This is a genomic window from Paenibacillus pasadenensis DSM 19293, from assembly GCF_000422485.1.
Classification (GTDB): Bacteria; Bacillota; Bacilli; order Paenibacillales; family Paenibacillaceae; genus Paenibacillus_O; species Paenibacillus_O pasadenensis.
Genome location: NZ_KE383856.1, coordinates 54,061 through 75,634, shown reverse-complemented (window position 1 = coordinate 75,634; position 21,574 = coordinate 54,061). Strand labels below are relative to the sequence as shown.

Here is a 21,574-nt window from a genome sequence, read left to right as displayed (position 1 = left end):
ATCCCGCGAACCGGCATGCCCTTGCTCAAACCTGCTGTCTCTCTTCCTACTTGCCGTTGGCCTGTCTCCAGGCGTCCAGCTGCTTCTGCGCTTCGGCGATCACTTTATCGGAGCCAGCCGCCTTCATCTTGTCCAGCATTTTCGGGACGTTCTCCTCCGGATCGAGCTGGCCGGACTTGATGCCGTCGACATAAGGCTTGATGGCCGTGTCGATCGCGATCATCTCGTTCTTGACCGGCTCCGGATCAAAGATGAAGCCGAAGATGCGGGAAGGATTTTGCGAGATCGCCTCGTTGAACTTCTTGTAGTTCTCGTATTTGTTCGGATCTTCGCCGACGCGGGTGTAGTTGAGCATCTGGTTGCCGATCTGCCACATGATGTCGTGGCTGTAGCCGACATCGCTGCTCGTCTTGCCTTCCGGCAGCGCGATCTGGCCGTCCTGCAGCACATAGTGCTTGCCCTCGACGCCGAAGTTGAACAGCGTGAGCAGTTCTTTGTCCTTGTAGAACAGGTTCAGCAGCATCATGGCGCGGGCCGGGTCCTTGCTCGTCTTGGAGATCGCCTGCATCGTCGCCGTCATCTTGCCGGTCTGGAGGCGGTCGATGTTGAGCGGAATCTGCAGCACTTCCCGTCCCGCCTTGAGCGTGCCGTTCGGCGATGTCGCCACGGAGCCGATCGACATGTCGGCGATGATGTCCATGTCGCCGACGAACGCGAACGCCTTGCCGGCCTGGAACTTCTTCCACACGTCCAGTCCCGGCGTCAGCGCGTCCTTGTTGATGTAGCCCGCCTTGAACCACTTGTGGGTCAGCTTGGCCAGCTCCATGTAGCGCGGCGTCGTGAACGTATTGACGACCGTGAAGTCGTCCGGGTCCGTATTCAGCACGTTCAGGACGGCGACGCTGGCGATCGCATCCGTCGTGCCCGAGCCGTAGTAGGCCTCGAGCGGGAAGCTCGGCGCGACGAGCGGCGTGACGCCCGGCTCCTTGTCCTTGATCGCCGCGAGCATCGGCTCCAGCGCTTCGACTTTGCCTTCCTTGAACACGCTGAGATCGAAGCCATGCTTCTCCGCCAGCGCCTTGTCGACATAGACGCCCTGCGTGCCGCCGAGCTCCTGATGCGTATGGATGCCGTACAGCTTGCCGCCGCGCTTGGCCGGGTCATGGAAGTCCTTCTCGACCGCCTCGATGTCCGGTCCGTACTTGGCGAGCAGATCGTCCAGCGGCAGCAGGCCGCCCTTGGTCACCTGCTGGTTGAAGCCAAGCCAGTCTGCCGTAAAGATCAGGTCGAACTTCTCGCTGGACGCCATCATCAGGTTCGTCTTGTCGCTCCAGGCGCCCCAGTCGATCGGATTCAGCTTGACCGACACGTTCATCTCGGGATAGGTCTGCTTCAGGTAATCGTTCATCGCGCTTTGGACCGTGCCGAGATCGTTCTGCGGTCCGTCCGGATACACCATGACGACCTCGTATGGCGCAAGCGCTTTCGTTCCGTCGGACGAAGGAGCCGGCGAGATGCCGGCCGCGCCGTTCTGGCCTTCGCCGCCGTTGCCGCCGGAGCAGCCTGCCGCACCGAGCGCCGCCGTAAGCAGCAGCGCGGTCAGCATCGTGGAGCGTTTCTTCCATCGTTTCATGAATATTGCCTCCCCTTGAATGCCTGTTTTCTTCTATGTGCTCAACCGGCCGGAGCCGGAATCAGCCTTTGACTGCCCCTACCGTCAAGCCTTTGACGAAGTATTTCTGCAGGAAGGGGAACACGAGCACGAGCGGCCCGATCGCCACCATCGCCATTGCCATCCGGATCGATTCCAGCGGCTGCGCGACGGTCGCGGTATTGCTGTACGCCTTGTCGGCGATCGCCTGCAGGAACGCCGCGTTCATCAGCGTCTTGTTGAGCAGGTACTGCAGCGAGTACAGCTTCTCGTTGTTGATGAACACAAGGCTGGTGAACCAGTCGTTCCAGTACGCGACGATGGTGAACAGCCCGATCGTCGCCATGACCGGCAGCGACAGCGGCAGGATGATGCTGAAATAGGTGCGGTACTCGCTCGCCCCGTCGATCTGTGCGGAGTCGATGAGGGACGGGGGGATGCTGTTCGTGAAGAACGTCCGCATGATCAGCACGTTGAAGCCGCCGATCAGGCCGGGCAGAATGAGCGCCAGCAGCGTATCCTGGACGCCGAGGAAGCGGGTGTACACCAGATACCAGGGAAGCAGGCCGCCCGAGAACAGCATCGTGAAGAAAACATAGAAACTGAGCGCGCCCCGGTAAGGAAAATCCTTGCGGGACAGCGTGTAGGCGAGCGCCGAGGTAATGAACAGGCTGACCGCGACGCCGATGATCGTGACGAGGATCGTCACGCCGTACGCCCGCAGGATCGACGCGGAGTCCTGCAGCAGATAGCGGTAGGCGACCAGGTCGATCTGCTTCGGCCAGAAGCTGTATCCGTGCTTCGTCACGTCCGTTTCATTGGAGATCGAGATCGTGAACACGAGCCAGAATGGCAGGATGCAGGCGAGGCTGAACAGGCTCAGCCCGATGATGATGAAGGGATTCGTTCGTTTATTGTCCAAGATGCCGCATCCTCCTTAGAACAGCGCGTTCTCTTTGCTGATTTTGCGCACGACGTAGTTGACGGTGAGGACGAGCACGAAGCCGACGATCGACTGCATCAGGCCTGCGGACGAGGCCAGACCGGTATCGCCCGTGACGAGCAGGGCGTTGTAGACGTAGGTATCGATGACCTCGGTCGTTTCCTTGAGCATCGAGGACGCCATCGTCGCCTGGTAGAACAGGCCGAAGTCGGCATTGAAGATGCGTCCGATCGCGAGCAGCGTCAGGATGATGATGACCGGCGTGATGAGCGGCACGGTAATCTTGGTCATCTGCTGCCAGCGGCTCGCTCCGTCGATGCGCGCCGCCTCGTAGTATTCCTGGTCGAGTCCGACGATCGCCGCCAGATAGACGATGGCCGAGTAGCCGACCGTCTTCCACGTATTGACGAGGAGGAGGATGTAAGGCCAGTATTCCGGCGAGGCGTACCAGGCGACCGGATCTTTGCCCATCGGCTCCAGGATCGACTTGTTCACGAAGCCGAGATCCGGATTGAGGAAGCCGAATACGAGGTAGCCGACGATGACCATCGAAACGAAGTTCGGCAGGATTGCCGCGCTCTGGAAAAACCTGGACAGGATGCGGCTTCGCACCTCGTTGAGCACGATCGCCAGCAGCACGGCCAGAACGGTGCCCAAGACGAGGAAGGCGAGGTTGTACAGCAGCGTATGCTTGATGATGCGCCACACGTCGTTGGAGGCGAACAGGAACTCGAAGTTCTTGAGCCCGACCCAGGCGCTGCCCCAGATGCCCTCGGTATAGTTCAGATCCTTGAAGGCGAGGAAAATGCCGAACATCGGCAAATAGTTGTTGATGAAGAGCATGAGGATCGCCGGCAGAGCCAGGACGATGAGCGCCCGGTACTGCCAGGCCTGCTTCAGCCCCCGCCTCGGACGCGCCTTCGCCCTTGGCTCGGGCAGCTCTTCTTGAGTTTGTTGCGCGAAATCTACTGCAGCCACTTCGTCCACCTTCTTGTCGGTTTGGTTTCCATGACCTTAGTATAGAGAGGCAGACAACGGCGCTCCGCCGTTTTTGATACCTCTCCCTAGTCGTTTCGTGACATCCGGTATTCCTGCGGATTGACGCCGAACTGCTTCTTGAACATTTTGGTGAAATGGGAAAAGTTGCTGTATCCGACCTGCTGGGCGGCGGCCGCTACCGTGATCGACGGATCGCCGAGCAGCTGCCGGGCCCGGTCCAACTTGGCTGCAATCAGGCAGTCGATCAGGCTCGAGCCCGTTTGCTTCTTGAACAGCCGGGACAGATAAGCCGGGTTCAGATGCACATGCGCCGCTACGTCGTCCCGTGAAATATCCTCCTCGACGTTCTCGTGTATGAACTGGACCGCCTTGCGCACGGCTCCGTCCTCCTCCTTGGGCGAGAAGGCGGCTTCCAGAACGGCGAAGACGATATTTTCCGCCCAGCTCCGGTACTGCGTCAGGCTGCGGATCCGTGCCGATTCCCAGAGCGAGAACTGCGGCACCGCCGCGGCCGGGATGCCCTTGGCCTGCAGGAAGCTGTAGACAGCGTGCAGCGTGTCCTGGCAGTACCGCTCGATCTGCCGCAGCTGGAGCGCGGGACTCGCCCCTAGCGGCTCGACGCTTCGCAGGATCAGCTCCGAAGCTCCCGCGCCGTCCCCCGCCAGCAAGAGCGACGCTAGCAGCGGCGCGTCGAGGCTGTCGGAATGATCCCCGCCCGGAAGGCGGGATGGCTGCGGCTCATAGACGACGACCGATCCTTTCGGTCCGAGACGGGTGCGCTCCAGTCCGCGCAGCTGCTCGGCGCATCGCGGAAGCTCCGGCAGCGGCACGAACCGCCCGATGTAGCAGGATGCCCTGCAGTAGAAATGAGCTTCGCATACGGCGATCAGCTTGTACGCCGCGTTTCGCCAGCGCTCCGCCGCGAGCTCCTCGCCGGAGCAGGCGATGGCGATCAGCACGCCGCTGCGATCCTGGGCGACGTGGCCGTCCAGCCCGTCCAGCAGGATCTCCCCGGCCGCCTTGCGCACGGCGTATTCCATGATGTCCTCGTCGCGGCCCTCGAGCGGCTTCAGCCACTCCTCGATGCTGACGAGAATCGGCATTGCGCGGGAGGAGGGCGCGAGCTCCAGCTGCGCGTCCTTCAGCGAGCGCTCCAGAAAATCGCCGAACGAGAGAATGCGACGCGACAGCAGATCCTGCCAGAAGCGTTCGGCCAGCAGCGGACGCTGCTTTCTCCACCACTCCCTGTCGTTCCGGTACTGCTCGTCCCGCAGAAGCGCCTCCTCCCGTTCCCGGATCGTCCCCAGCATCCGGCCTACGACCTGCTCGAGCTCCTCGCTGTCAACCGGCTTGAGCAGGTAGTCGGAGCTGCCCAGCTGCATCGCCTGCTTGGCGAACGAGAACTCCGAGTGGCAGGTCAGGAACAGCGTTTGCGTATGCGGGGAATGCTCCTTAGTCCAGCGCACGAGCGACAGCCCGTCCTCGTCCGGCATCTCAATATCGCAGATGAGAATGCCGACGCGGCGCTCGCTCAGCAGCGATTTCGCCTCGTCCGCATGCAGGGCCGCGTGCACGCGCTCGATGCCGAGCGCCTGCCAGTCGACGCATGCCAGAATCCCCTCCACCGCGAACCGCTCGTCATCAACGATCAGCAGCTCCGTCATGAGGCCTCACGCTCCTTTTTTGAATCATGTCCGCTCCCCCGTCAGCCGCCTCCGTCTCCAGCGGCAGCGCCAGGCAGGCCCGCAGTCCTCTCGGCTCCGCTGCCCGGAAAGTCAGCGAAGCCCGCTCTCCGTAGCGGATCGACAGCCGCCTGCGGACGTTCCAGATGCCGATATGGGCGTCGTCCGCCCCCGGTCCGTGGCCGTCCGAGGAGAGGAGCTGCCGCTGCTCCGGGGACATTCCCTTGCCGTTATCCCGCACTTCGACCGCCATCCTCTCCCCCCCGTCCTCCTTCGAGACGAAGATTGCCAGCTCGAACGGTTCTCCCTTCCGCACGCTCATGCCGTGCAGCATCGCGTTCTCGACGAACGGCTGCACGATCAGCGACGGCACGCGCGCCTCCAGCAGCTCCGGATCGATGTCGATCCGGAACGCGAAGCTTTCCTGGTAGCGCAGCTTCTGGATCTCCAGGTAGTTGCGGATATGCTCCAGCTCCTCCGCCATCGGAATCGTCTCGCGGCTCGAGCCGAGCATGAAGCGGAAGTACCGGACCATGTGCCGGACCGTCTTCTTGACGAGCTCGTCGCGTCCGGTGTTGGCCAGCTGGTAGATGATGTTCATCGTATTGAGGAAAAAATGGGGATTGATCTGCAGCTGCAGATGCTTGAGCTCCGCCTTCTGCGCCTGGAGCCGCTCCTCGTAGACGTCGATCTTGAGCTCCTTGATCTCCTTCACCATGCCGTTGAAGGTGCGGTAGATGATGTCGAACTCGGCGATCGGCGAGCCCGGCAGCTTCATCTCCATGTCCCCGTCCTTCGTCCGCCGGATCGCGCCGAGCAGCTGCAGGATCGGGCGGTAGATGATCCGGCGCAGCATGACGAGATAGGCGAGCAGGATGACGAGGACGAACAGCGGCAGCAGGCTGACAAGCGTCTGGAATCCCTTTAATCCTCGCAGCAGCTCGGACGAGGGCAGCACGACCGCCATGCTGAGGCCGGCCGTCTCCGAGCGGCTCGTCACGACGAACAGCTTGCGCCCGCCATCGGCATAGGAAAAGGAAGCGTCCTGCGCCAGCCGCTCCGGCGGGAGGCGGAACGCCGGACTCAGCTCGGCGGACCGGTCGGTCAGGACGGTCCCGTCGGGCGAGGCGAGCAGCAGGTCGCCGCCCTGGCTCAGGTCCAGCCCCGACAGCGGGATGCGGAGCGTATTGACGTTGATCAGAGCGCCGATGAACGTACCCGCGCCCATCTCGTCGCTGACGGCGCGATGGAGGAAGGACTGGCTGCCGATACGCACCGTCGACCACTTGTACAGGAGCGCCTTGCTCCTCTCCGGGTCGTTCAAGGAGCCGGTGATCCAGCTTCCCACCTGGTCATGGTCGGAGCCGGGAATGACGTTGGTCGCGGCGAGCCGGCCGCTGGCTCGGGAGTAGATGTAGAACATGTCGACGGTATGATAGTAGGAGCGATAGGCCGTGTTCCGCTGGAGCAGCTCCATCTCTGCGAAAAAAGCGTCCGAATCCGACAGTCCTGCCGCGCCGAACTTGCGGAAGTTCTCGTCATGCTCGGCGATGAAGACCATGTTGGTCGTAATGTCGCCGAGGCTCCTCTCGATCATCTGCAGGTTGGAGTCGACCAGATTCCGGTAGGAGCTGGCAACCTGCGCGAGCACGACCGACTGTGCGTAGTGGCCCGCCGCCAGCAGCAAAAGCAGCAAGGGCAGCGTAGCGGCGAGAAACAGCGCGATGAAGCGCGTGCCGAGCCTTTTCGTCCGGGTCTTGTGGATCATGAGGAAGCGCCTCCGGGGAAGAAAATGGGAAAAAACGCGGGCAGACCTGCCTTGCGGCAGATCGGCCCGCGCCGGTTCGGCCGATCAGGCGAACAGCCGGTAGACTTGAGCTTCGTACGGCCGCAAGAGGGCGCGGCGCAGATTCGCGGGCGGGTCATAGTTGCCGATCAGCCGTTCTGCGCGGCTGAACCCGATCTCCTCGGGGAGCCGGAACTCGGCCTGATCTCCGAAGAAATTGAGTACGACGAGCAGCGACTCTTCCCCTCGGGAGCGGACGTAGGCGAAGACGCGCTCATCCTCCTCCCCGATCAGGCGGAACCCGGAGTAACCGGTTACGTCATGCTCGCGGCGAAGCGCGATCAGCTGCCGATAGTAGTGGAAGATCGAATCCGGGTCGTTCACTGCCTGCTCGGCGTTGATGTCGGGATAGTTCGGATTGACGGCGATCCAAGGCGTGCCGGTTGTGAATCCCGCATGCTCCGATCCGTCCCACTGCATCGGCGTCCGCCCGTTGTCCCGGCCTTTGGCGTAGATGGCGTTCATGATGTCCGCCTCGTCGCGTCCCGCCGCAAGCTGCTCCGCGAACATGTTGAGCGTCTCGATGTCCTTGTAGCTCTCGATCGAGGCGAACCTAACGTTCGTCATGCCGAGCTCCTCGCCCTGATAGATGTACGGCGTGCCCTGCAGCGTATGCAGCAGCGTCGCCAGCATCTTGCCGGATTCCTTGCGGTAAGTCCGGTCGTCGCCGAAGCGCGACAGCATGCGCGGCTGGTCGTGGTTGTTGAGGTAGAGGCTGTTCCAGCCCTTGCCCTCGAGCCCGGTCTGCCACTTGGCGATGATCCGCTTGATGTCGCGCAGGTCCCAGGGCTTGAGATCCCATTTGCCGTGCGGGCCGGAGTCGACGTCCATGAGCTCGAAGTGGAACACCATGTTCAGCTCGTTCCGCTCCTCGCCGACGTACAGCGCGGCATCCTCCGGCGTCACGCCGATCGTCTCCCCCACCGTCATGATGTCGTACTTGGACAGCACCTCTCGGTTCATCTCCTGCAGGTATTCATGCACGCGGGGGCCGTTCATGAAATGCTCGCCGCCAAAGCGCCAGCCTTCGCCTTGCTCGACCCGCGGGAGAGCGGGGTTCTTGGAGATGAGGTTGATGACGTCCATCCGGAAGCCGTCGATGCCCTTGTCAAGCCACCAGGCCATCATGTCGTACACGTCCTGCCGCAGCTTCGGATTTTCCCAGTTGAGGTCCGGCTGCTTCTTGGAGAAGAGATGCAGGAAATATTCTTCCGTCCGCTCGTCGTACTGCCAGGCGGAGCCGCTGAAGAAGGAGCCCCAGTCGTTCGGCTCGCCGCCGTCCGCCCCCGGACGCCAAATATAGTAGTCGCGGTACGGATTGTCCTTGGACTTGCGCGACTCGACGAACCAGGCATGCTCGTCGGAGCTGTGGTTGACGACCAGGTCCATGATGAGCTTCATGCCGCGCGCGTGGATCTGGGCCAGCAGCTCCTCCCAGTCCGCGATCGTGCCGAACTCGCTCAGGATCGACCGGTAGTCGCTGATGTCGTAGCCGTTGTCGTCGTTGGGCGATTCATAGACCGGACAGAGCCAGATGACGTCGACGCCGAGCCGCTTCAGATAGTCGAGCTTCGAGAGGATGCCGGGGATGTCTCCGATTCCGTCTCCGTCGCTGTCCATGAAGCTGCGCGGGTAGATCTGGTATACGACGCTGTCTTTCCACCACTTGTCTGCCATTTGTCCTCTTCCTTTCGTCGTTCATGCTCATGTGGAAAGGCTCCGAACGCTCTGCCGCTCGACAATCCGATGGGCGATCCGGACGGACTCTCCCGGCTGCCCCGTCTCGGCCATGGCGATAAGCTTCTCGACGGCCGTCCGCCCCAGCTCCGCCAGCGGCTGATGCACGGTCGTGAGCGGCGGATGCACCATCCGCGCCAGGCGGATGTCGTCGTAGCCGATGACCGACAGCTCCTCCGGCACCCGGATGCCCGCCGCGAGCGCATGATGCATCGCGCCGGCCGCCATCTCGTCGCTGGCGGCGAATACCGCCGTGAAAGGGAGGCCTCTCTCCAGCAGCCGCCGCATGGCGACGGCGCCGCTCTCATAGAAGAAGTCGCCGTAGACGACCCGCTCCGGTACCCATGGCAGGCCGTGATCGAGGAGAGCTTGCCGGCAGCCCTGCACTCTCGGCGCGCCGGCGACCGGATCCTTCTCGGTGCCGGCGATCATCGCGATGTCGCGATGGCCCTGCGCGATCAAGTAGGATGCGGCATCGTAAGCGGCTTGGGCGTCATCCACCTTGACATGGGGGAATCGGGGGTCGGCCGTCTCCGAGTTGATGAGCACGACAGGCACGTCCATTCGGCGGAGCGCCGCGAGATACGGCTCCGTCAGCGCCTCGCTGACGAACAGGATGCCGTCGGCCTGCTTCTCGCGCAGCGTCTGCAGGTAGTCGAGCGTGCGCTTGCCGTCCTCGTCCGTATTGCAGACGAGCACGCTGTAGCCGCACGCATGGGCATAGCTCTCGATGCCCTGCAGCAGGCCTGCGGCGAACTCGCTGGAGAGCATCGGGAACAGCACGCCGATCGTCCGCGTCCGCTTGTTCGTCAGCGAGCGGGCGACCGCGTTCGGGTGGTAGCCCAGCTCTTCAATCGTCTGGAGCACCTTTCGCTTCGTCTTGTCCGAGTAGCCGGCGAGGCCGTTCAGCACGCGGGACACCGTCGCCACCGACACCCCGGCCTCGCGGGCTACATCGCGGATCGTAAGCATTCGCCGCCTCCTATAGGTTGTTGCCCGTAACGTAACCGGTTACGTCAAGTATAGGAGCCGGCCGCCAGTCCGTCAATCACCGGCCGATCGGCTCGATCGGCGCCATCCGTCCGTAGACGGCCGGAGCTCCCGGAGTCGGCGCCGCCCAGCGCACGGCGTTGCCGATGACCTGCAGCACGTCCGGATGATGGTAGACGGGGAACGTCTCATGTCCCGGACGGAAATAGAACAGCCTGCCCTTGCCGCGCCGGTAGCAGCAGCCGCTGCGGAACACCTCGCCGCCCTCGAACCAGGAGATGAACACGAGCTCGTCCGGCGCCGGAATCTCGAACCGCTCGCCGTACATCTCCTCCTTGGGAATCTCGATAAATTCTCCAAGCCCGTCGGCAATCGGATGGCCGTGCTCGATCACCCAGAGGCGCTCCCGCTCGCCGTCATCCCGCCACTTCAGCGCGCCTGTGCGCGTTCCGAGCAGGCGACCGAACACTTTGGAGCCATGTCCGGAGTGGAGCACGATCAGGCCCATGCCCTGCAGCACGCGGTCCTGCACGCGGCTCGCGATCTGGTCGCTCACCTCGTCATGGGCCAGATGGCCCCACCAGAGCAGCACGTCGGTCTGCTCCAGCACCTCTTCGGTCAAGCCATGCTCCGGTTCGTCCAGCGTCGCGGTCCGTACCTCGAACGAACCTGCCCTACGCAGATGGGCGGCGATCGCGCCGTGGATGCCTTCCGGGTAGATTTCCGCTACCCGGGGATTGGTCTTCTCATGCCGATATTCATTCCATACGGTGACTCGGATCGCTGCCATGCTGATCTCCTCCTATTCAATCGTTACCCATCGCCGCTGCTCGAACGACTCTACGATGGCGTCCACCGCCCGCTGATTCGCCAGCCCATCCTCGATTGTCGCGTCGAGCCCGTCTCCGCCGCCCTGCAGCAGCTCGATGAAGGATCGCATTTGATCAGCATGGAACGCCTCCGGGATGTCGACCGAGCGGAACGCCTCGTCGCCGTCCAGTCGGATGCGGAGCGTATCGTCCTCCTCCAGCCGGTAGACGAGCGCGCCCTTCGTGCCGTAAATCTCGATCCGCTGGTAATTGCCGCGACCGCTCGCGAAGCGGGAGATCGCCATCGTTGACGAGATGCCGCCCTCGAGGCGGGAGAGCACATGGCAAAAGTCGTCGACGTCGACCTCGCCTTGCCCGGAGCCGTCCAGCAGGTCGCGCTGCGGCACGATCGTGCCGGCATCGGCGACGACGCGCTCGGTGCCGCCGATCAGGAAGCGGGTCAGGTCCAGAATGTGGCTGCCCAGATCGCCGATCGCGCCCGATCCCGTCTTCTCCTTGCGGAACCTCCAGACGAGCGGAATGCGCTCGTCCATCGCCCAGCCCTGCATGTACTGGCTGTGGACATGCAGGATCCTGCCCAGCCGCCCCTCGTTGATGAGCTGCCTCGCGTACCGGGCGGCTTTTTTGTAGCGGTAGGAAAAACAGATCAGATGCGGAACGGGAGACGCTTTCAAAAGCTGCGCCAGCTCCGCCGCTTCCGCCGCGTCCATCGCCACCGGCTTCTCCAGCGCAAACGCCTTGCCGCTCGCGATCGCCAGCTTGGCCAGCCCGCAGTGGCTCTCGTTCGGCGTGCCGATCATGACCGCGTCCAGCTCGGGATCGCGCAGCATCGCCTCGGGCTCCTCGTACACGCGCGCTGCCGGCAGCCCCCACTCGACCCTGCGCCGCTCGAGCGGCTCCGGGCTGCTGTCGCAGATCGACCAGATTTCCGCATCGGGAATCTTCTTCAGTCCGTCCGCATAAAAGGAGGCTATTCCTCCGACTCCAATGAATCCGATTTTCAAGGCCGCCATTTCATCTCACCTCTGTTGTCCATTGGGATTGAACTCCACTCCCAGCATAGGATAGGATGGACGGGATGAACATGGCCGTTTCGGGCATCATTTATCCAATTCCGACTTTTATGCTGAAAGGGGAGCACGCTTCCTCGTGATCTCGATCAATCTGGAATTCGCTCCGCAGGTGGCTCTGGTCGGCTTCATCTCCTACGGCAGCCCCTGGATGCATTTCAGGCGCGTCTCCGACGAGCCCATCCTCTACCTCGTCAAAAGCGGCGAGCTGCATCTGCTCGAGGACGGGCAGCCGCATGTCCTGCGCAGCGGCGACGCCCTCCTGCTCGAGGACGGACTGGAGCATGAAGGAACGGCCGCCCATGCCTGCGACTATTACTACATCCACTTCAGGCACCCGGAGCTGATCCGCCTGCCGTCCGGCGAGACGGAGCCGCTCGTCTCCTCCTTCTTCCGTGAAGAAGAGGAGGAGGCGGACAGCCGCTGCCGCTTCCCGAAGCAGTTCCACATCCCCGCCCTGTTCTCCCGCTCTCCGGCCGCCGGCGTCCTGAGCGAGCTCATCCAGCTGCAGCGGCGCAAGCAGTACAACCGCGTCCTAGCCTCGCTGAAGCTGGCGGAGCTGTTCGTCTGGCTGTCGCGCGAGCATATGCTGGCGCAGCTGCAGCGCAGCCGCAAGCGGACGTCCCGACTCGACCTGGCCGCGCATGAGCTGCTCGACCGCATCCACCAGGACGATGCCGGCAAATGGACGGGCGAACGGATCGAGCGCGAGCTCGGCTGCAGCTTCGACGCCCTGAACCGCTCGTTCCGCCAGCTCGCCGGCATGCCGATCGCGCAGTACGCCAACAAGGTGCGCATCGACCGCGCCTGCGAGCTGCTGCGGACGACGACGCTTCGCGTCGGCGAGATCGGCCGCCTCGTCGGCTTCGAGGACGTCTATTCCTTCAGCAAGGCGTTCAAGAAAAGCAAAGGCGTCCCTCCCAGCGCCTATGGCGCGGGAGGGACGGAAGGCTAGCGTGTATATATGCAGCCTCCGAAGGAAGCCGATGCCGTTAAATCGTATACACCTGCTCTCGCCGCCGATCCGCCTCCGCATCCCGTTCGAGGATGCGGTCGAGAATCGTCCGCTCGTAATGCGCGAACGAGCTGTCATGCTCTCGCGGGCGGTCGAGCCGGATGTCGAGGTCGAGCCCGATGCGCCCCTCCTCGATCAGGATGACCCGGTCGGCCAGCGCCACCGCCTCGCTCACATCATGCGTGACGAGCACGGCGGTGAAGCCCTGCTCGCGCCACAGCCGCTCGATCAGCTGCTGCATCTCGATGCGCGTCAGCGCGTCCAGCGCGCCGAGCGGCTCGTCGAGCAGCAGCAGGCCGGGCTGCCCGCCGAGCGCGCGGGCAAGCGCGACCCGCTGCCGCTGTCCGCCGGACAGCACGCCCGGCCACTCGTCCGCCCGGTCGCCGAGGCCGACCTGCTCCAGCGCGCGTTGCGCCTGGGCGCGGTCGGTCCCGCCGCTGGCGACGCGCACGTTGTCGAGGGCGCTTTTCCACGGCAGCAGCCGCGCGTCCTGGAACAGCATCCGCGTCCGGTCGCCGATGCCCGCTACCGGCTCGCCGTCGAGGCTGACGCTGCCCGAGCTCGGGGCGTCCAGCCCCGCGATCAGCCGCAGCAGCGTGCTCTTGCCGCAGCCGCTGCGTCCGACGATGGCGACGAACTGGCCCGCCGGCACGTCGAGCTCCACTTCATGCAGCACCTGCTTATCCCCGAACCACTTTGCCGCCTGCCGGATCTGCAGCCTCGCTCCGGATGCCGCCCGCCTCTGCTCTGCGCCCACGCCGCCCGCCTCCTTTCCTGTCGACCGCATAGTTGGGATTCCATTGCAGCAGCCGCTCCTCCAGCGCCTTGGCCGCGAGGTCGGACAGCTTGCCGAGCGCCGCATAAAGCAGGATCGCCAGCACGACGATGTCGAGCCGCATGAACTCGCGGGCGTTCATCGCCATGTAGCCGATGCCGCTGTTGGCGCTGATCGTCTCGGAGACGATCAGCGTCAGCCACATGAGACCGAGCGCGTAGCGCACGCCGACGAGGATCGAGGCGAGCGCTCCCGGCAGGACGACATGCCGGTACAGCGCCGCGCCGCGGATCTTGTACACGCGCGCCATCTCCAGCAGGCCGGGATCGATCGAGCGGATGCCGTGCAGCGTGTTGAGGTAGATCGGGAAGAACACGCCCAGCACGACGAGAAACACCTTGGCCGTCTCGCCGATGCCGAACCAGAGGATGACGAGCGGGATCAGCGCCAGATGGGGCACGTTGCGCACCATCTGGATCGTGCTGTCGAGCAGCCGGTTGGCGCTGTGGGACAGGCCGTTCAGCAGTCCCAGCGCGAAGCCGATGCCGCCGCCGATGAGGAAGCCGAGCAGCGCCCGCTGGGTGCTGCTCCAGATGTAGCGCAGCAGCTCGCCGGTGCGGGCGAGCTGGATGCCCGCTTCCGCCACCTTGAGCGGCGTAGGAAGCGTGCGCGAGGACACGGCGCCGTAATGCCCGAGCAGCTGCCAGGCGACCAGGATGGCCGCCGGCACCAGGAACGGGGTCAGGCGGCTGTCCGTCCAGGAACGTTTGGATGCGGACCTTTCGATGGGTACCTCCTCCTTCTGCCCTCGAATGACGGGCCTAGCGTCCGCCGGAGGCGACCGCGTCCGGCAGCAGGTCGTTAGCGACGATCTCGCCGGACGCCCGCAGGCGCGTGCGGATCGGCTCGGCCTGCGGCTTCAGGTCGAGCAGCGGGAACAGCAGCTCGGCGGTGCGGTAGGCTTCCTCCAGATGCGGATAGCCGGACAGGATGAACGTGTCGATGCCGAGCGACTCGTATTCGCGGATGCGCTCGGCGACCGTCTGCGGATCGCCGACGAGCGCCGTGCCGGCTCCGCCGCGCACGAGGCCGACGCCGGCCCACAGGTTCGGCGAGATCTCCAGCTTGGAGCGGTCGCCGCCGTGCAGCCGGGCCATCCGCTGCTGGCCGACCGAGTCGTAGCGGGCGAACACCTTTTGCGCCTCGGCGATCGTGCGGTCGTCCACATGGCGGATGAGCTCGTCGGCCGCCTGCCACGCCTGCTCGTTCGTCTCGCGCACGATGACATGCAGCCGGATGCCGAAGCGCAGCTTGCGCCCGCGGGCGGCGGCCGCCCCGCGCGCCTGGTCGAGCTTGGCGGCGACGTCGGCCGGAGGCTCGCCCCAGGTCAGGTAGACGTCGGCATGGCCCGCGGCGACCTCCTGGCCCGCCGGCGACGAGCCGCCGAAGTAAAGCGGCGGATACGGCTGCTGCAGCGGCGGATAGAGCAGCTGCCCGCCGTCGCTTCGCAGATGCTTGCCTTGGAAATGCACCTTTTCGCCGGACAGGAACTGCCGATAGATGCTCAGGAACTCATCGGTCAGCTCATAGCGCTCGCCATGCGGCAGGAACAGGCCGTCTCCGGCGAGCTCCTCCGGATCGCCGCCCGTCACGATGTTCACGAGCAGCCGCCCGCCGGACAGCCGGTCGAACGTGGACGCCATGCGCGCCGCCGTCGCCGGCGCCATCATGCCGGGGCGGATCGCCACCAGATACTTGAGCCGCTGCGTCGCCGGGATGAGCGCCGAGGCGGCGACCCAGGCGTCCTCGCAGGAGCGGCCCGTCGGCAGCAGCACGCCGCCGTAGCCGAGCCGGTCGGCCGCCACGGCGATCTGCTTCATATAGTCGTAGTCGACGGCGCGGGCGCCGTCGCTCGTGCCGAGATAGCGGCCGTCTCCATGCAGCGGGATGAACCAGAACAATTCCATTGTTTTCTCCTCCTCAGGGCTTCTTCCAGGCGGCTTCCTTCACGTCGAGCTTCTCGGGGATGAGCTTCAGCTCCAGGAACGCGTCGGCGATGCGCTGCTGCTCGGCAAGCGTCCCGTCGTCGATCTCCTCGATGCCGAAGGCGCGATGGCCCATCGCCTGCTCCAGGGACGGCACGTCGATGCCGAGCTCCGGCGACAGCAGCTCCGCCGCGCGCTTCGGATCCTCCTCCGCCCACACGTCGGCTTCCTTCAAGGCGTCCAGCACGACCTCTACCGCCTCGGCATGCTTATCCGCGAACGAGCGCGAGGCGAGCACGAACTCATAGTTCTTGACGAGGCCCTCCCCGTCGGCGAGCACCCTCGCCTTGGTCGCGAGCTGCGCCGCCGAGTAGAACGGCTCCCAGATGACCCAGGCGTCGACGCTGCCGCTCTCGAACGCGGCCCTCGCGTCTGCCGGCGGCAGGAACACCGTCTCGATGTCGCCGTACGGGACGCCGGCCTGCTCCAGCGCCTTCACGAGCAGGTAATGCACGTTCGAGCCTTTGTTGAGCGCGACCTTCTTGCCCTTCAGGTCGGCGACGGACTGGACCTCGGAGTTCTCCGGCACGAGGATCGCCTCCGCCTTGGGACTTGCGGGCGAGCGGGCCAGGTAGACGAGCGGCGTGCCGGCCGCCTGCGCGAAAATCGGCGGCGCCTCGCCGGTGTGGCCGATGTCCACGCTGCCGACGTTCATCGCCTCGAGCAGCTGCGGGCCGCCGGGGAACAGCGTCCATTCGGCCTTGTAGCCGATCTCCGCCAGCTTCTCGTCGAGCCCGCCCTTGCCCTTGAGCAGGTTGACGCTGCCGTACTTCTGGTAGCCGATATGGATGACGCCGCCTTTTGAGGTCGGGTCGGAGCTTCCACCGCTCGCCGGCTCATCGGCGCTGCCGCATGCCGCGGCAGCCAGCAGAAGCGCCCCGCTCAGCAGCAGGCCGGCGGCTTGGCGCCATGATCGTTCTCTCATCTTCATCCACTCCATCCGATGTCAATTCCAACTAATCAACTTTGAATAATCGAAAATTATCACCGCTATAAGAAGATGTCAATAAAAGGAGGGAAATAGAGGAGCTGCGAGGACGAATGAGGAGAAACGAGGAACAACGAGAATGCCGCGGCACGGCGGGGATTGATCTTTGCACCTCCGTCCGCTAAAGTGAATCTTATATAATTCCCACCTGTGAACTTGGATAAATGGATCGCTCGACCATCTGCCGATGTGCTGCCCAAGGAGGAGACCTGCCCATGCAAGCGTTCAATCTGATTCCGCTTCAGGAAGCGATGCAGCTGCTCGGCGTCAGCCGGGCTACGATCGACCGCTGGCGCAAGGAGCGGCAGCTGCCTGTCGTCAAGCTCGGCAAGGAGGTGTGGGTCGACCGCTCGCAGCTGGAGCAGTGGGTGCGCGCGCGCGGCGGGCTCGCCGGGACGGACGCCGGCCGGTTTGCCGGGGCGGAGCCGTCGCCGGACGCCGACCGGATTGCCGGGATGGGGCCGCCGCCGGACGCCGGCCGGTTTGCCGGGATGGGGCCGCCGCCGGACGCCGGCCGGTTTGCCGGGGCGGTACCGTCCCCGGACGTCGACGGGGCCTCAAGTCCGCTCCGAGCGGAGCTGCCCCCGGCAGCCGGCACTTTTCCGAGCTTTGCCGGGTTCGCGGCTGCCGCGCGGACAGAGCGCTTCATCACGGTCGGCTATCAGAGCGGCGCCGCCCTGCTCTGGAGCGCGCTCGTCGTCAAGCGCCTCGGCTGGTTCGAGGAGGAGCTGGCTCTGCTCGAGCCGCATGCGCGGTGGCGCGTCTCCTGGCGGCATGCCGACAGCGGCATGGAGCTGGTGGAGGAGCTGATCGCCGGACGCGTGCAGATCGCCTCCGTCGGCGACTACCCGATCGCCGCGAGCCGCGAGCTCGGGCGGCTGCTGCCGCGCTTCCGGCCGCAGATGCTCGCCTTCGACGGCAAGAGCGAGGGCGGCTCCGGCATCTCGCTCGTCGTCCGCGCCGGCAGCGGCATGCGCCGGGAGGAGCAGCTCGGCTCCTCGCTCATCTCGACGGTCGGGCGCTCCAGCGCCTCTCGCCGGCTGCAGGAAGTGCTGCGGCGCGGCCGCCTCGACGGCACGCCGGTGCTGCATCACGGACGGATGGCCGATTGCCTCGGCGGACTGCTGGACGGACGGACCGAGGCGGCGATGCTGTGGGAGCCGTATCTGACGTGGGTGCGGAGGATCGGAGCGGGCGTCGCCTTGGAGGGAGAGAGCGGCGGCGGCGACTACCTGACCGGCATCATGGCGGATGCCGGCTGGGCCGAGGCCCAGCAGTCCGCTGCGGTCGCCTATCTCAAGGCGCATCTGCGGGCCCATGCGCTCATGCGCCGCGATCCCGGAGCCGCCGCCGTGCTGATCGGGGAGGAAAGCGGCTTTCCGCTCGAGGTCGTCGCCTCCGTCCTCGGCTCCATCCGCTGGGATGCCAGCGTGTCGAGCCGCGACCTCGCGACGCTCGACCGGCTCGAGCCGGCGGCCCGCGCGGCCGGCGCAGACGCGCCGGACCGCGGCGAGGCGCTGCGCAGAGCCATGCAGGAGGCGGCGTCTCCGCCGGCGTTCCGGCCGTCCTATCTGCAGGAGGCGGTGCGGGCGCTCCGCCTGCCGAGCCTGCCGGACATCCCTCTTCCGCAGGAGTGGGCGGAGGACGGCATTTATTGAAAGCGACGGCGGGCGATCAACCAAAAACAAATGACCGCAAGGAGGAACCAGGCCGATGAAAGCAAAGGCTCGCCGGATAAGCTCAAAACTCCGGTCCGCAAACGTTGTCCTCCATGACGGAGCAGGCAACATGCTGTCTCGAGGCGGAGCAGGCTCGCCTCCAAGCACCGAGCCAGCTGCGGGCCGCCCGGAAGAAGCCGAGCTTTATCGGCCTCTTACGATCAACTTCGGCTCGCTCGCGCTGCCTCCGACGCTGCGCCTGCTGCAGCGGTGGAACGAATCGCTCGGCGACTCCGAGACCTTTTACGGCCTTTTCGGATTTTACTTGCAGACCGGCGGCTTCAGATATGCGAATACGCCCTGCGATGCGGTCGTATTCGGCTCGACGGGCATGGACGGCATTCACTTCGCGCTGCTGACGGACTTCGGCCGCTCGGCCGATCTGGAGCAAGCGCCGGTCATCTGTGTGTCGCCCATGGAATTCGACGATCCGAGCACCGTCATCGCGCGCAATCTAAGGGAGTTCCTCTCCTACGGGGAGCAGGATTGGGCGCTGTTCTACAACGTTTTTGCCGATGAGCGGCAATGGAGAAGCTTCCAGGAGAAGTCCGCCCGAGAGCAGGCCGAATCGCAATGGCGAAGGAGCGACGAGGAGGAAAGCCGGCTCGGCGCGCTCCGCAAGCAATTCCTGGCGGAGGCCGGCCTCAGCGCGATGGCCGACGGCTGGACGAACCTGCAGGCCGTCCGTCTGGAGCGGGCGGAGCGGCGCTCCATCCCGACCACCGACAGCCTGGGCGTCATCGAGCCTGCCGAGCCGGGCTGGAACGGGACGCTCCCTCCGCTCGGCCGCGACACATCCCCGGATGAAAGCGAGCTGGAGCCGTGGCTGCGCCAAGCGCCGCGTCATGCCAGGCTGGCGGCGATCCGCCTGCTCCAGCATCACGGACTTTCCCCCGCCCTCGCGGCGCTGCTCGCCGACGAGCTGCAGGCGCTAGGTCTCGGCGAAGACGCGCTTCGACTGCTGTTCGAGTGATTTCATGCCCTTCGAGCTTTCATTCCAAGAATCTTGATTTGATTCACGCCGGAATAGTAAAATGAATGGGCTTGGAAGAATCATCCCGAATGAAGACGGAAGCGGAGGAGCCGAGCCCCTATGCTGGACATCACCATCAATGAGCCCGATCGGCTGGTGCAGATCGCGCATGCGTTGTCGACCCGGGCCAGGGTCGACATCCTCCGGCTGCTGAACGCGAAGAGCCTGAACGTCATCGAGATCTCGGAGGCGCTGCAGCTGCCGGTATCGACCGTGGCCAACCACGTGAAGCTGCTGGAAGCCGCCAAGCTCATCCACACCGAGCTGCTGCCGGCGACGCGAGGCGCGATGAAGGTATGCAGCCGCAGCTACGACGACATCCTGATCACGCTCAATACATCGGTCCACTGGTCCAAGGACGACGTGTCCGTCTACGAGGTCGAGCTGCCGATCGGCCAGTACAGCAACTGCGAGGTGCATCCGACCTGCGGCCAGGCCAGCGCCGAGGGCATGCTCATCCGCGAGGACGAGCCGGCCAGCTTTTATCACCCGAACCATGTCGGCGCGCAGCTCATCTGGTTCCGCAAAGGCTACCTGGACTACCTGCTGCCGCTCGAGCTGCCGAAAAGCGCCCGCCCCGAGGCGATCGAGTTCTCCATGGAGCTGTGCTCGGAGGCGCCGAACTTCGACAACGACTGGCCCTCGGACATCACGCTCTGGATCAACGACGTCGAGATCGGCACGTGGACGAGTCCCGGAGATTTCGGCGACCGGCGCGGCAAGCTGAACCCCGACTGGTGGATCGACTGGGCGACGCAGTACGGCCTGCTCAAAACCTGGCGCGTCGACAAGGAACGGACGACGATCGACATGGACAAGGTGTCCGACGTCTCGCTCGCCGATCTGGCGCTGGAGGGCCGCCACCATCTGAAGCTGCGGATCGGCATCAAGTCCGACGCGCTGCACAAGGGCGGCATCAACCTGTTCGGGCGTCAATTCGGCGACTATCCGCAGGATATCGTCATGAAAGTGCATTACGTTCTTGCCGATCCGGATTGAACACTCCTCCACCTAAAGAGGCGGGGGATTCTTGGGTAGTTGCTTCTATCGAAGCAGAGTTCACCAAGCGATCCCTGCGGTTCCCGCAGTTCATAGGGCAAGGCCGTTAGACAGCCATCTGTTCGATGTTGTGTGCGGCGTTCTCGTCCCGATCATGCAGCGTCTGGCAGACGGGACAGGTCCACTTCCGAACGGACAGGTTCTTGACCTCCGGGTGAACGTGGCCGCACACGTGGCACGTCTGACTCGTCGGCGCAAAGGAGTCGGCCACCTTCAGCTGGCGACCATACCACTCCGACTTGTAGGTTATCTGTCGCCGAAACTCGCTCCAGGACGCATCGGCGATCGACTTGGCCAGACGAGGGCTCTGCAGCATGTTCTCCACCCGCAAGCCTTCGATGTGGATCGTTTGGTTTTCACGAACCAGCTTCGTCGTCAGCTTGTGCAGGAAGTCATGGCGAACGTGGGCCATCTTTTCGTAGATGAGCGCCACCTGGCGCTTGGCCTTCTTCCAGTTGGCTCCGTCCTTCGTGCGGCGAGCCATGCGGCGTTGCCACATGGCCAGCTTGCGCTCGTAGCGGCGGAACGCCCTGGGGTTCTCGACACGGAAGCCGTCCGAGCAGACGGCAAATTCCTTCAGCCCCAGGTCGATGCCGACGGTCTTATTCGCCTGCGGCAAGGGCTGGACGTCGACCTCACAGACGATGGCGACAAAGAATTTGCCTGCCGCATTCCGACGGACCGTGGCCGACAGGATGCGGCCTTCCAGCGGTCTGGATGCCGCAAAGCGGATCCAGCCGAGCTTGGGCAGTTTGAGCTGATTGCCGTTCACCGCAATGTTGCCATTCGTCTGCCGAGTGGTATAGCTCTGCACCGGATTTTTGCGGCTCTTGAACCGTGGCTGTCGATTCTGACGGTTGAAAAAGCGGTCAAAGCTGTCCGCCACGTGTCGAACGGCCGATTGCAAGGCAATGCTGTCGACCGCTTTGAGCCATTCATGCTCGCCTTTCAAGGCAGGCAGCTGTGTGGCACAGGCATTGTAGGACAGCCCGTTGCCGGTTTCCTCATACCGTGCGTTCCACAGGCTCAGGAAATAATTGAAGACAAACCGGCAACAGCCGAACATCTGCCCGATGAGCTGTTGTTGCGACTCTGACGGGTAGATCCGGTACTTGTACGCCTTATGCACCAACATGCCACACACCTCCTGGATGTTTTTTTGATATTATAGCACATACGTTCGCTCCAAAACA

General features: G+C 64.2%; 18 protein-coding genes and 1 pseudogene. 4 read left to right on the top strand and 15 right to left on the bottom strand.

What is annotated here, in order from left to right:
* Window positions 1–46: 46 nt before the first annotated feature.
* From H582_RS0122035 to H582_RS0121995, 10 genes and pseudogenes are all read right to left on the bottom strand, one after another.
* Complete coding sequence (locus H582_RS0122035) at window positions 47–1,633, bottom strand: ABC transporter substrate-binding protein (protein WP_028600269.1); 1,587 nt, start codon at window positions 1,631–1,633, stop codon at window positions 47–49.
* Window positions 1,634–1,694: 61 nt separating this feature from the next.
* Complete coding sequence (locus H582_RS0122030) at window positions 1,695–2,573, bottom strand: carbohydrate ABC transporter permease (RefSeq protein ID WP_028600268.1); 879 nt, start codon at window positions 2,571–2,573, stop codon at window positions 1,695–1,697.
* A 15-nt stretch (window positions 2,574–2,588) separates the two neighbouring features.
* Window positions 2,589–3,572, bottom strand: a complete 984-nt coding sequence (locus H582_RS0122025; protein ID WP_373864119.1) for an ABC transporter permease — start codon at window positions 3,570–3,572, stop codon at window positions 2,589–2,591.
* An 86-nt stretch (window positions 3,573–3,658) separates the two neighbouring features.
* Window positions 3,659–5,257, bottom strand: coding sequence for a response regulator transcription factor (locus H582_RS0122020; RefSeq protein ID WP_028600266.1), 1,599 nt, complete (start codon window positions 5,255–5,257; stop codon window positions 3,659–3,661).
* Window positions 5,235–7,043, bottom strand: coding sequence for a cache domain-containing sensor histidine kinase (locus H582_RS29020; RefSeq protein ID WP_052333539.1), 1,809 nt, complete (start codon window positions 7,041–7,043; stop codon window positions 5,235–5,237). Before H582_RS29020 ends, H582_RS0122020 begins: the two co-directional genes overlap by 23 nt.
* Window positions 7,044–7,127: 84 nt before the next feature.
* Window positions 7,128–8,798, bottom strand: coding sequence for an alpha-glucosidase (locus tag H582_RS0122010; protein ID WP_028600265.1), 1,671 nt, complete (start codon window positions 8,796–8,798; stop codon window positions 7,128–7,130).
* Window positions 8,799–8,825: 27 nt separating this feature from the next.
* A complete protein-coding gene (locus tag H582_RS0122005; protein WP_307719984.1) occupies window positions 8,826–9,641 on the bottom strand; it encodes a substrate-binding domain-containing protein in 816 nt (271 codons plus the stop codon).
* Between the two features lie 57 nt (window positions 9,642–9,698).
* Window positions 9,699–9,833: pseudogene (locus H582_RS33280) on the bottom strand (LacI family DNA-binding transcriptional regulator); the annotation flags it as partial.
* Window positions 9,834–9,906: 73 nt separating this feature from the next.
* Window positions 9,907–10,638: a ThuA domain-containing protein gene (locus tag H582_RS0122000; protein ID WP_028600263.1), complete on the bottom strand. Its 732-nt coding sequence runs from the start codon at window positions 10,636–10,638 to the stop codon at window positions 9,907–9,909.
* Between the two features lie 12 nt (window positions 10,639–10,650).
* The gene (locus H582_RS0121995; protein ID WP_028600262.1) at window positions 10,651–11,691 is read right to left on the bottom strand and encodes a Gfo/Idh/MocA family protein; all 1,041 of its coding nucleotides are present in this window, start codon (window positions 11,689–11,691) and stop codon (window positions 10,651–10,653) included.
* A gap of 136 nt (window positions 11,692–11,827) precedes the next feature.
* On the opposite strand from H582_RS0121995, the gene H582_RS0121990 reads away from it, so the two are divergent.
* A complete protein-coding gene (locus tag H582_RS0121990) occupies window positions 11,828–12,703 on the top strand; it encodes a helix-turn-helix transcriptional regulator (protein WP_028600261.1) in 876 nt (291 codons plus the stop codon).
* A 37-nt stretch (window positions 12,704–12,740) separates the two neighbouring features.
* On the opposite strand, the gene H582_RS0121985 is transcribed toward H582_RS0121990, so the two are convergent.
* The 4 genes from H582_RS0121985 to H582_RS0121970 all read right to left on the bottom strand — a co-directional run bounded on the left by H582_RS0121985 (window position 12,741) and on the right by H582_RS0121970 (window position 16,508).
* Window positions 12,741–13,520: an ATP-binding cassette domain-containing protein gene (locus tag H582_RS0121985; protein WP_240479059.1), complete on the bottom strand. Its 780-nt coding sequence runs from the start codon at window positions 13,518–13,520 to the stop codon at window positions 12,741–12,743.
* Window positions 13,444–14,268, bottom strand: coding sequence for an ABC transporter permease subunit (locus tag H582_RS29015; protein WP_240479058.1), 825 nt, complete (start codon window positions 14,266–14,268; stop codon window positions 13,444–13,446). The genes H582_RS0121985 and H582_RS29015 overlap by 77 nt, the downstream gene beginning before the upstream one ends.
* Before the next feature lie 91 nt (window positions 14,269–14,359).
* Window positions 14,360–15,505, bottom strand: a complete 1,146-nt coding sequence (gene ssuD / locus H582_RS0121975; RefSeq protein WP_028600259.1) for an FMNH2-dependent alkanesulfonate monooxygenase — start codon at window positions 15,503–15,505, stop codon at window positions 14,360–14,362.
* A gap of 13 nt (window positions 15,506–15,518) precedes the next feature.
* Window positions 15,519–16,508, bottom strand: coding sequence for a sulfonate ABC transporter substrate-binding protein (locus H582_RS0121970; RefSeq protein ID WP_028600258.1), 990 nt, complete (start codon window positions 16,506–16,508; stop codon window positions 15,519–15,521).
* A gap of 278 nt (window positions 16,509–16,786) precedes the next feature.
* Here H582_RS0121970 and H582_RS0121965 point away from each other — a divergent pair, with 278 nt between their 5' ends.
* The 3 genes from H582_RS0121965 to H582_RS0121955 all read left to right on the top strand — a co-directional run bounded on the left by H582_RS0121965 (window position 16,787) and on the right by H582_RS0121955 (window position 20,321).
* A complete protein-coding gene (locus H582_RS0121965; RefSeq protein ID WP_028600257.1) occupies window positions 16,787–18,229 on the top strand; it encodes a helix-turn-helix domain-containing protein in 1,443 nt (480 codons plus the stop codon).
* Between the two features lie 130 nt (window positions 18,230–18,359).
* The gene (locus H582_RS0121960) at window positions 18,360–19,262 is read left to right on the top strand and encodes a hypothetical protein (protein WP_028600256.1); all 903 of its coding nucleotides are present in this window, start codon (window positions 18,360–18,362) and stop codon (window positions 19,260–19,262) included.
* Window positions 19,263–19,382: 120 nt separating this feature from the next.
* Window positions 19,383–20,321 carry an ArsR/SmtB family transcription factor gene (locus H582_RS0121955; RefSeq protein WP_028600255.1) on the top strand — a complete coding sequence of 313 codons (939 nt, stop codon included), beginning with the start codon at window positions 19,383–19,385 and terminating at the stop codon, window positions 20,319–20,321.
* Between the two features lie 106 nt (window positions 20,322–20,427).
* Here H582_RS0121955 and tnpB read toward each other — a convergent pair whose 3' ends face one another.
* A complete protein-coding gene (gene tnpB / locus H582_RS0121950; RefSeq protein WP_028600254.1) occupies window positions 20,428–21,516 on the bottom strand; it encodes an IS200/IS605 family element RNA-guided endonuclease TnpB in 1,089 nt (362 codons plus the stop codon).
* Between the last annotated feature and the right edge of the window lie 58 nt (window positions 21,517–21,574).

What these genes read in the sequence shown, in the direction of transcription:
- H582_RS29020 (WP_052333539.1), bottom strand. Translation starts at nt 7,043, where the DNA reads ATGATCCACAAGACCCGGACGAAAAGGCTCGGCACGCGCTTCATCGCG.
- H582_RS0122035 (WP_028600269.1), bottom strand. Translation starts at nt 1,633, where the DNA reads ATGAAACGATGGAAGAAACGCTCCACGATGCTGACCGCGCTGCTGCTT.
- H582_RS0121965 (WP_028600257.1), top strand. Translation starts at nt 16,787, where the DNA reads ATGCAAGCGTTCAATCTGATTCCGCTTCAGGAAGCGATGCAGCTGCTC.
- H582_RS0122010 (WP_028600265.1), bottom strand. Translation starts at nt 8,798, where the DNA reads ATGGCAGACAAGTGGTGGAAAGACAGCGTCGTATACCAGATCTACCCG.
- tnpB (WP_028600254.1), bottom strand. Translation starts at nt 21,516, where the DNA reads ATGTTGGTGCATAAGGCGTACAAGTACCGGATCTACCCGTCAGAGTCG.
- ssuD (WP_028600259.1), bottom strand. Translation starts at nt 15,505, where the DNA reads ATGGAATTGTTCTGGTTCATCCCGCTGCATGGAGACGGCCGCTATCTC.
- H582_RS0122020 (WP_028600266.1), bottom strand. Translation starts at nt 5,257, where the DNA reads ATGACGGAGCTGCTGATCGTTGATGACGAGCGGTTCGCGGTGGAGGGG.
- H582_RS0121995 (WP_028600262.1), bottom strand. Translation starts at nt 11,691, where the DNA reads ATGGCGGCCTTGAAAATCGGATTCATTGGAGTCGGAGGAATAGCCTCC.
- H582_RS0122000 (WP_028600263.1), bottom strand. Translation starts at nt 10,638, where the DNA reads ATGGCAGCGATCCGAGTCACCGTATGGAATGAATATCGGCATGAGAAG.
- H582_RS0121955 (WP_028600255.1), top strand. Translation starts at nt 19,383, where the DNA reads ATGCTGGACATCACCATCAATGAGCCCGATCGGCTGGTGCAGATCGCG.
- H582_RS0121970 (WP_028600258.1), bottom strand. Translation starts at nt 16,508, where the DNA reads ATGAGAGAACGATCATGGCGCCAAGCCGCCGGCCTGCTGCTGAGCGGG.
- H582_RS0121960 (WP_028600256.1), top strand. Translation starts at nt 18,360, where the DNA reads ATGCTGTCTCGAGGCGGAGCAGGCTCGCCTCCAAGCACCGAGCCAGCT.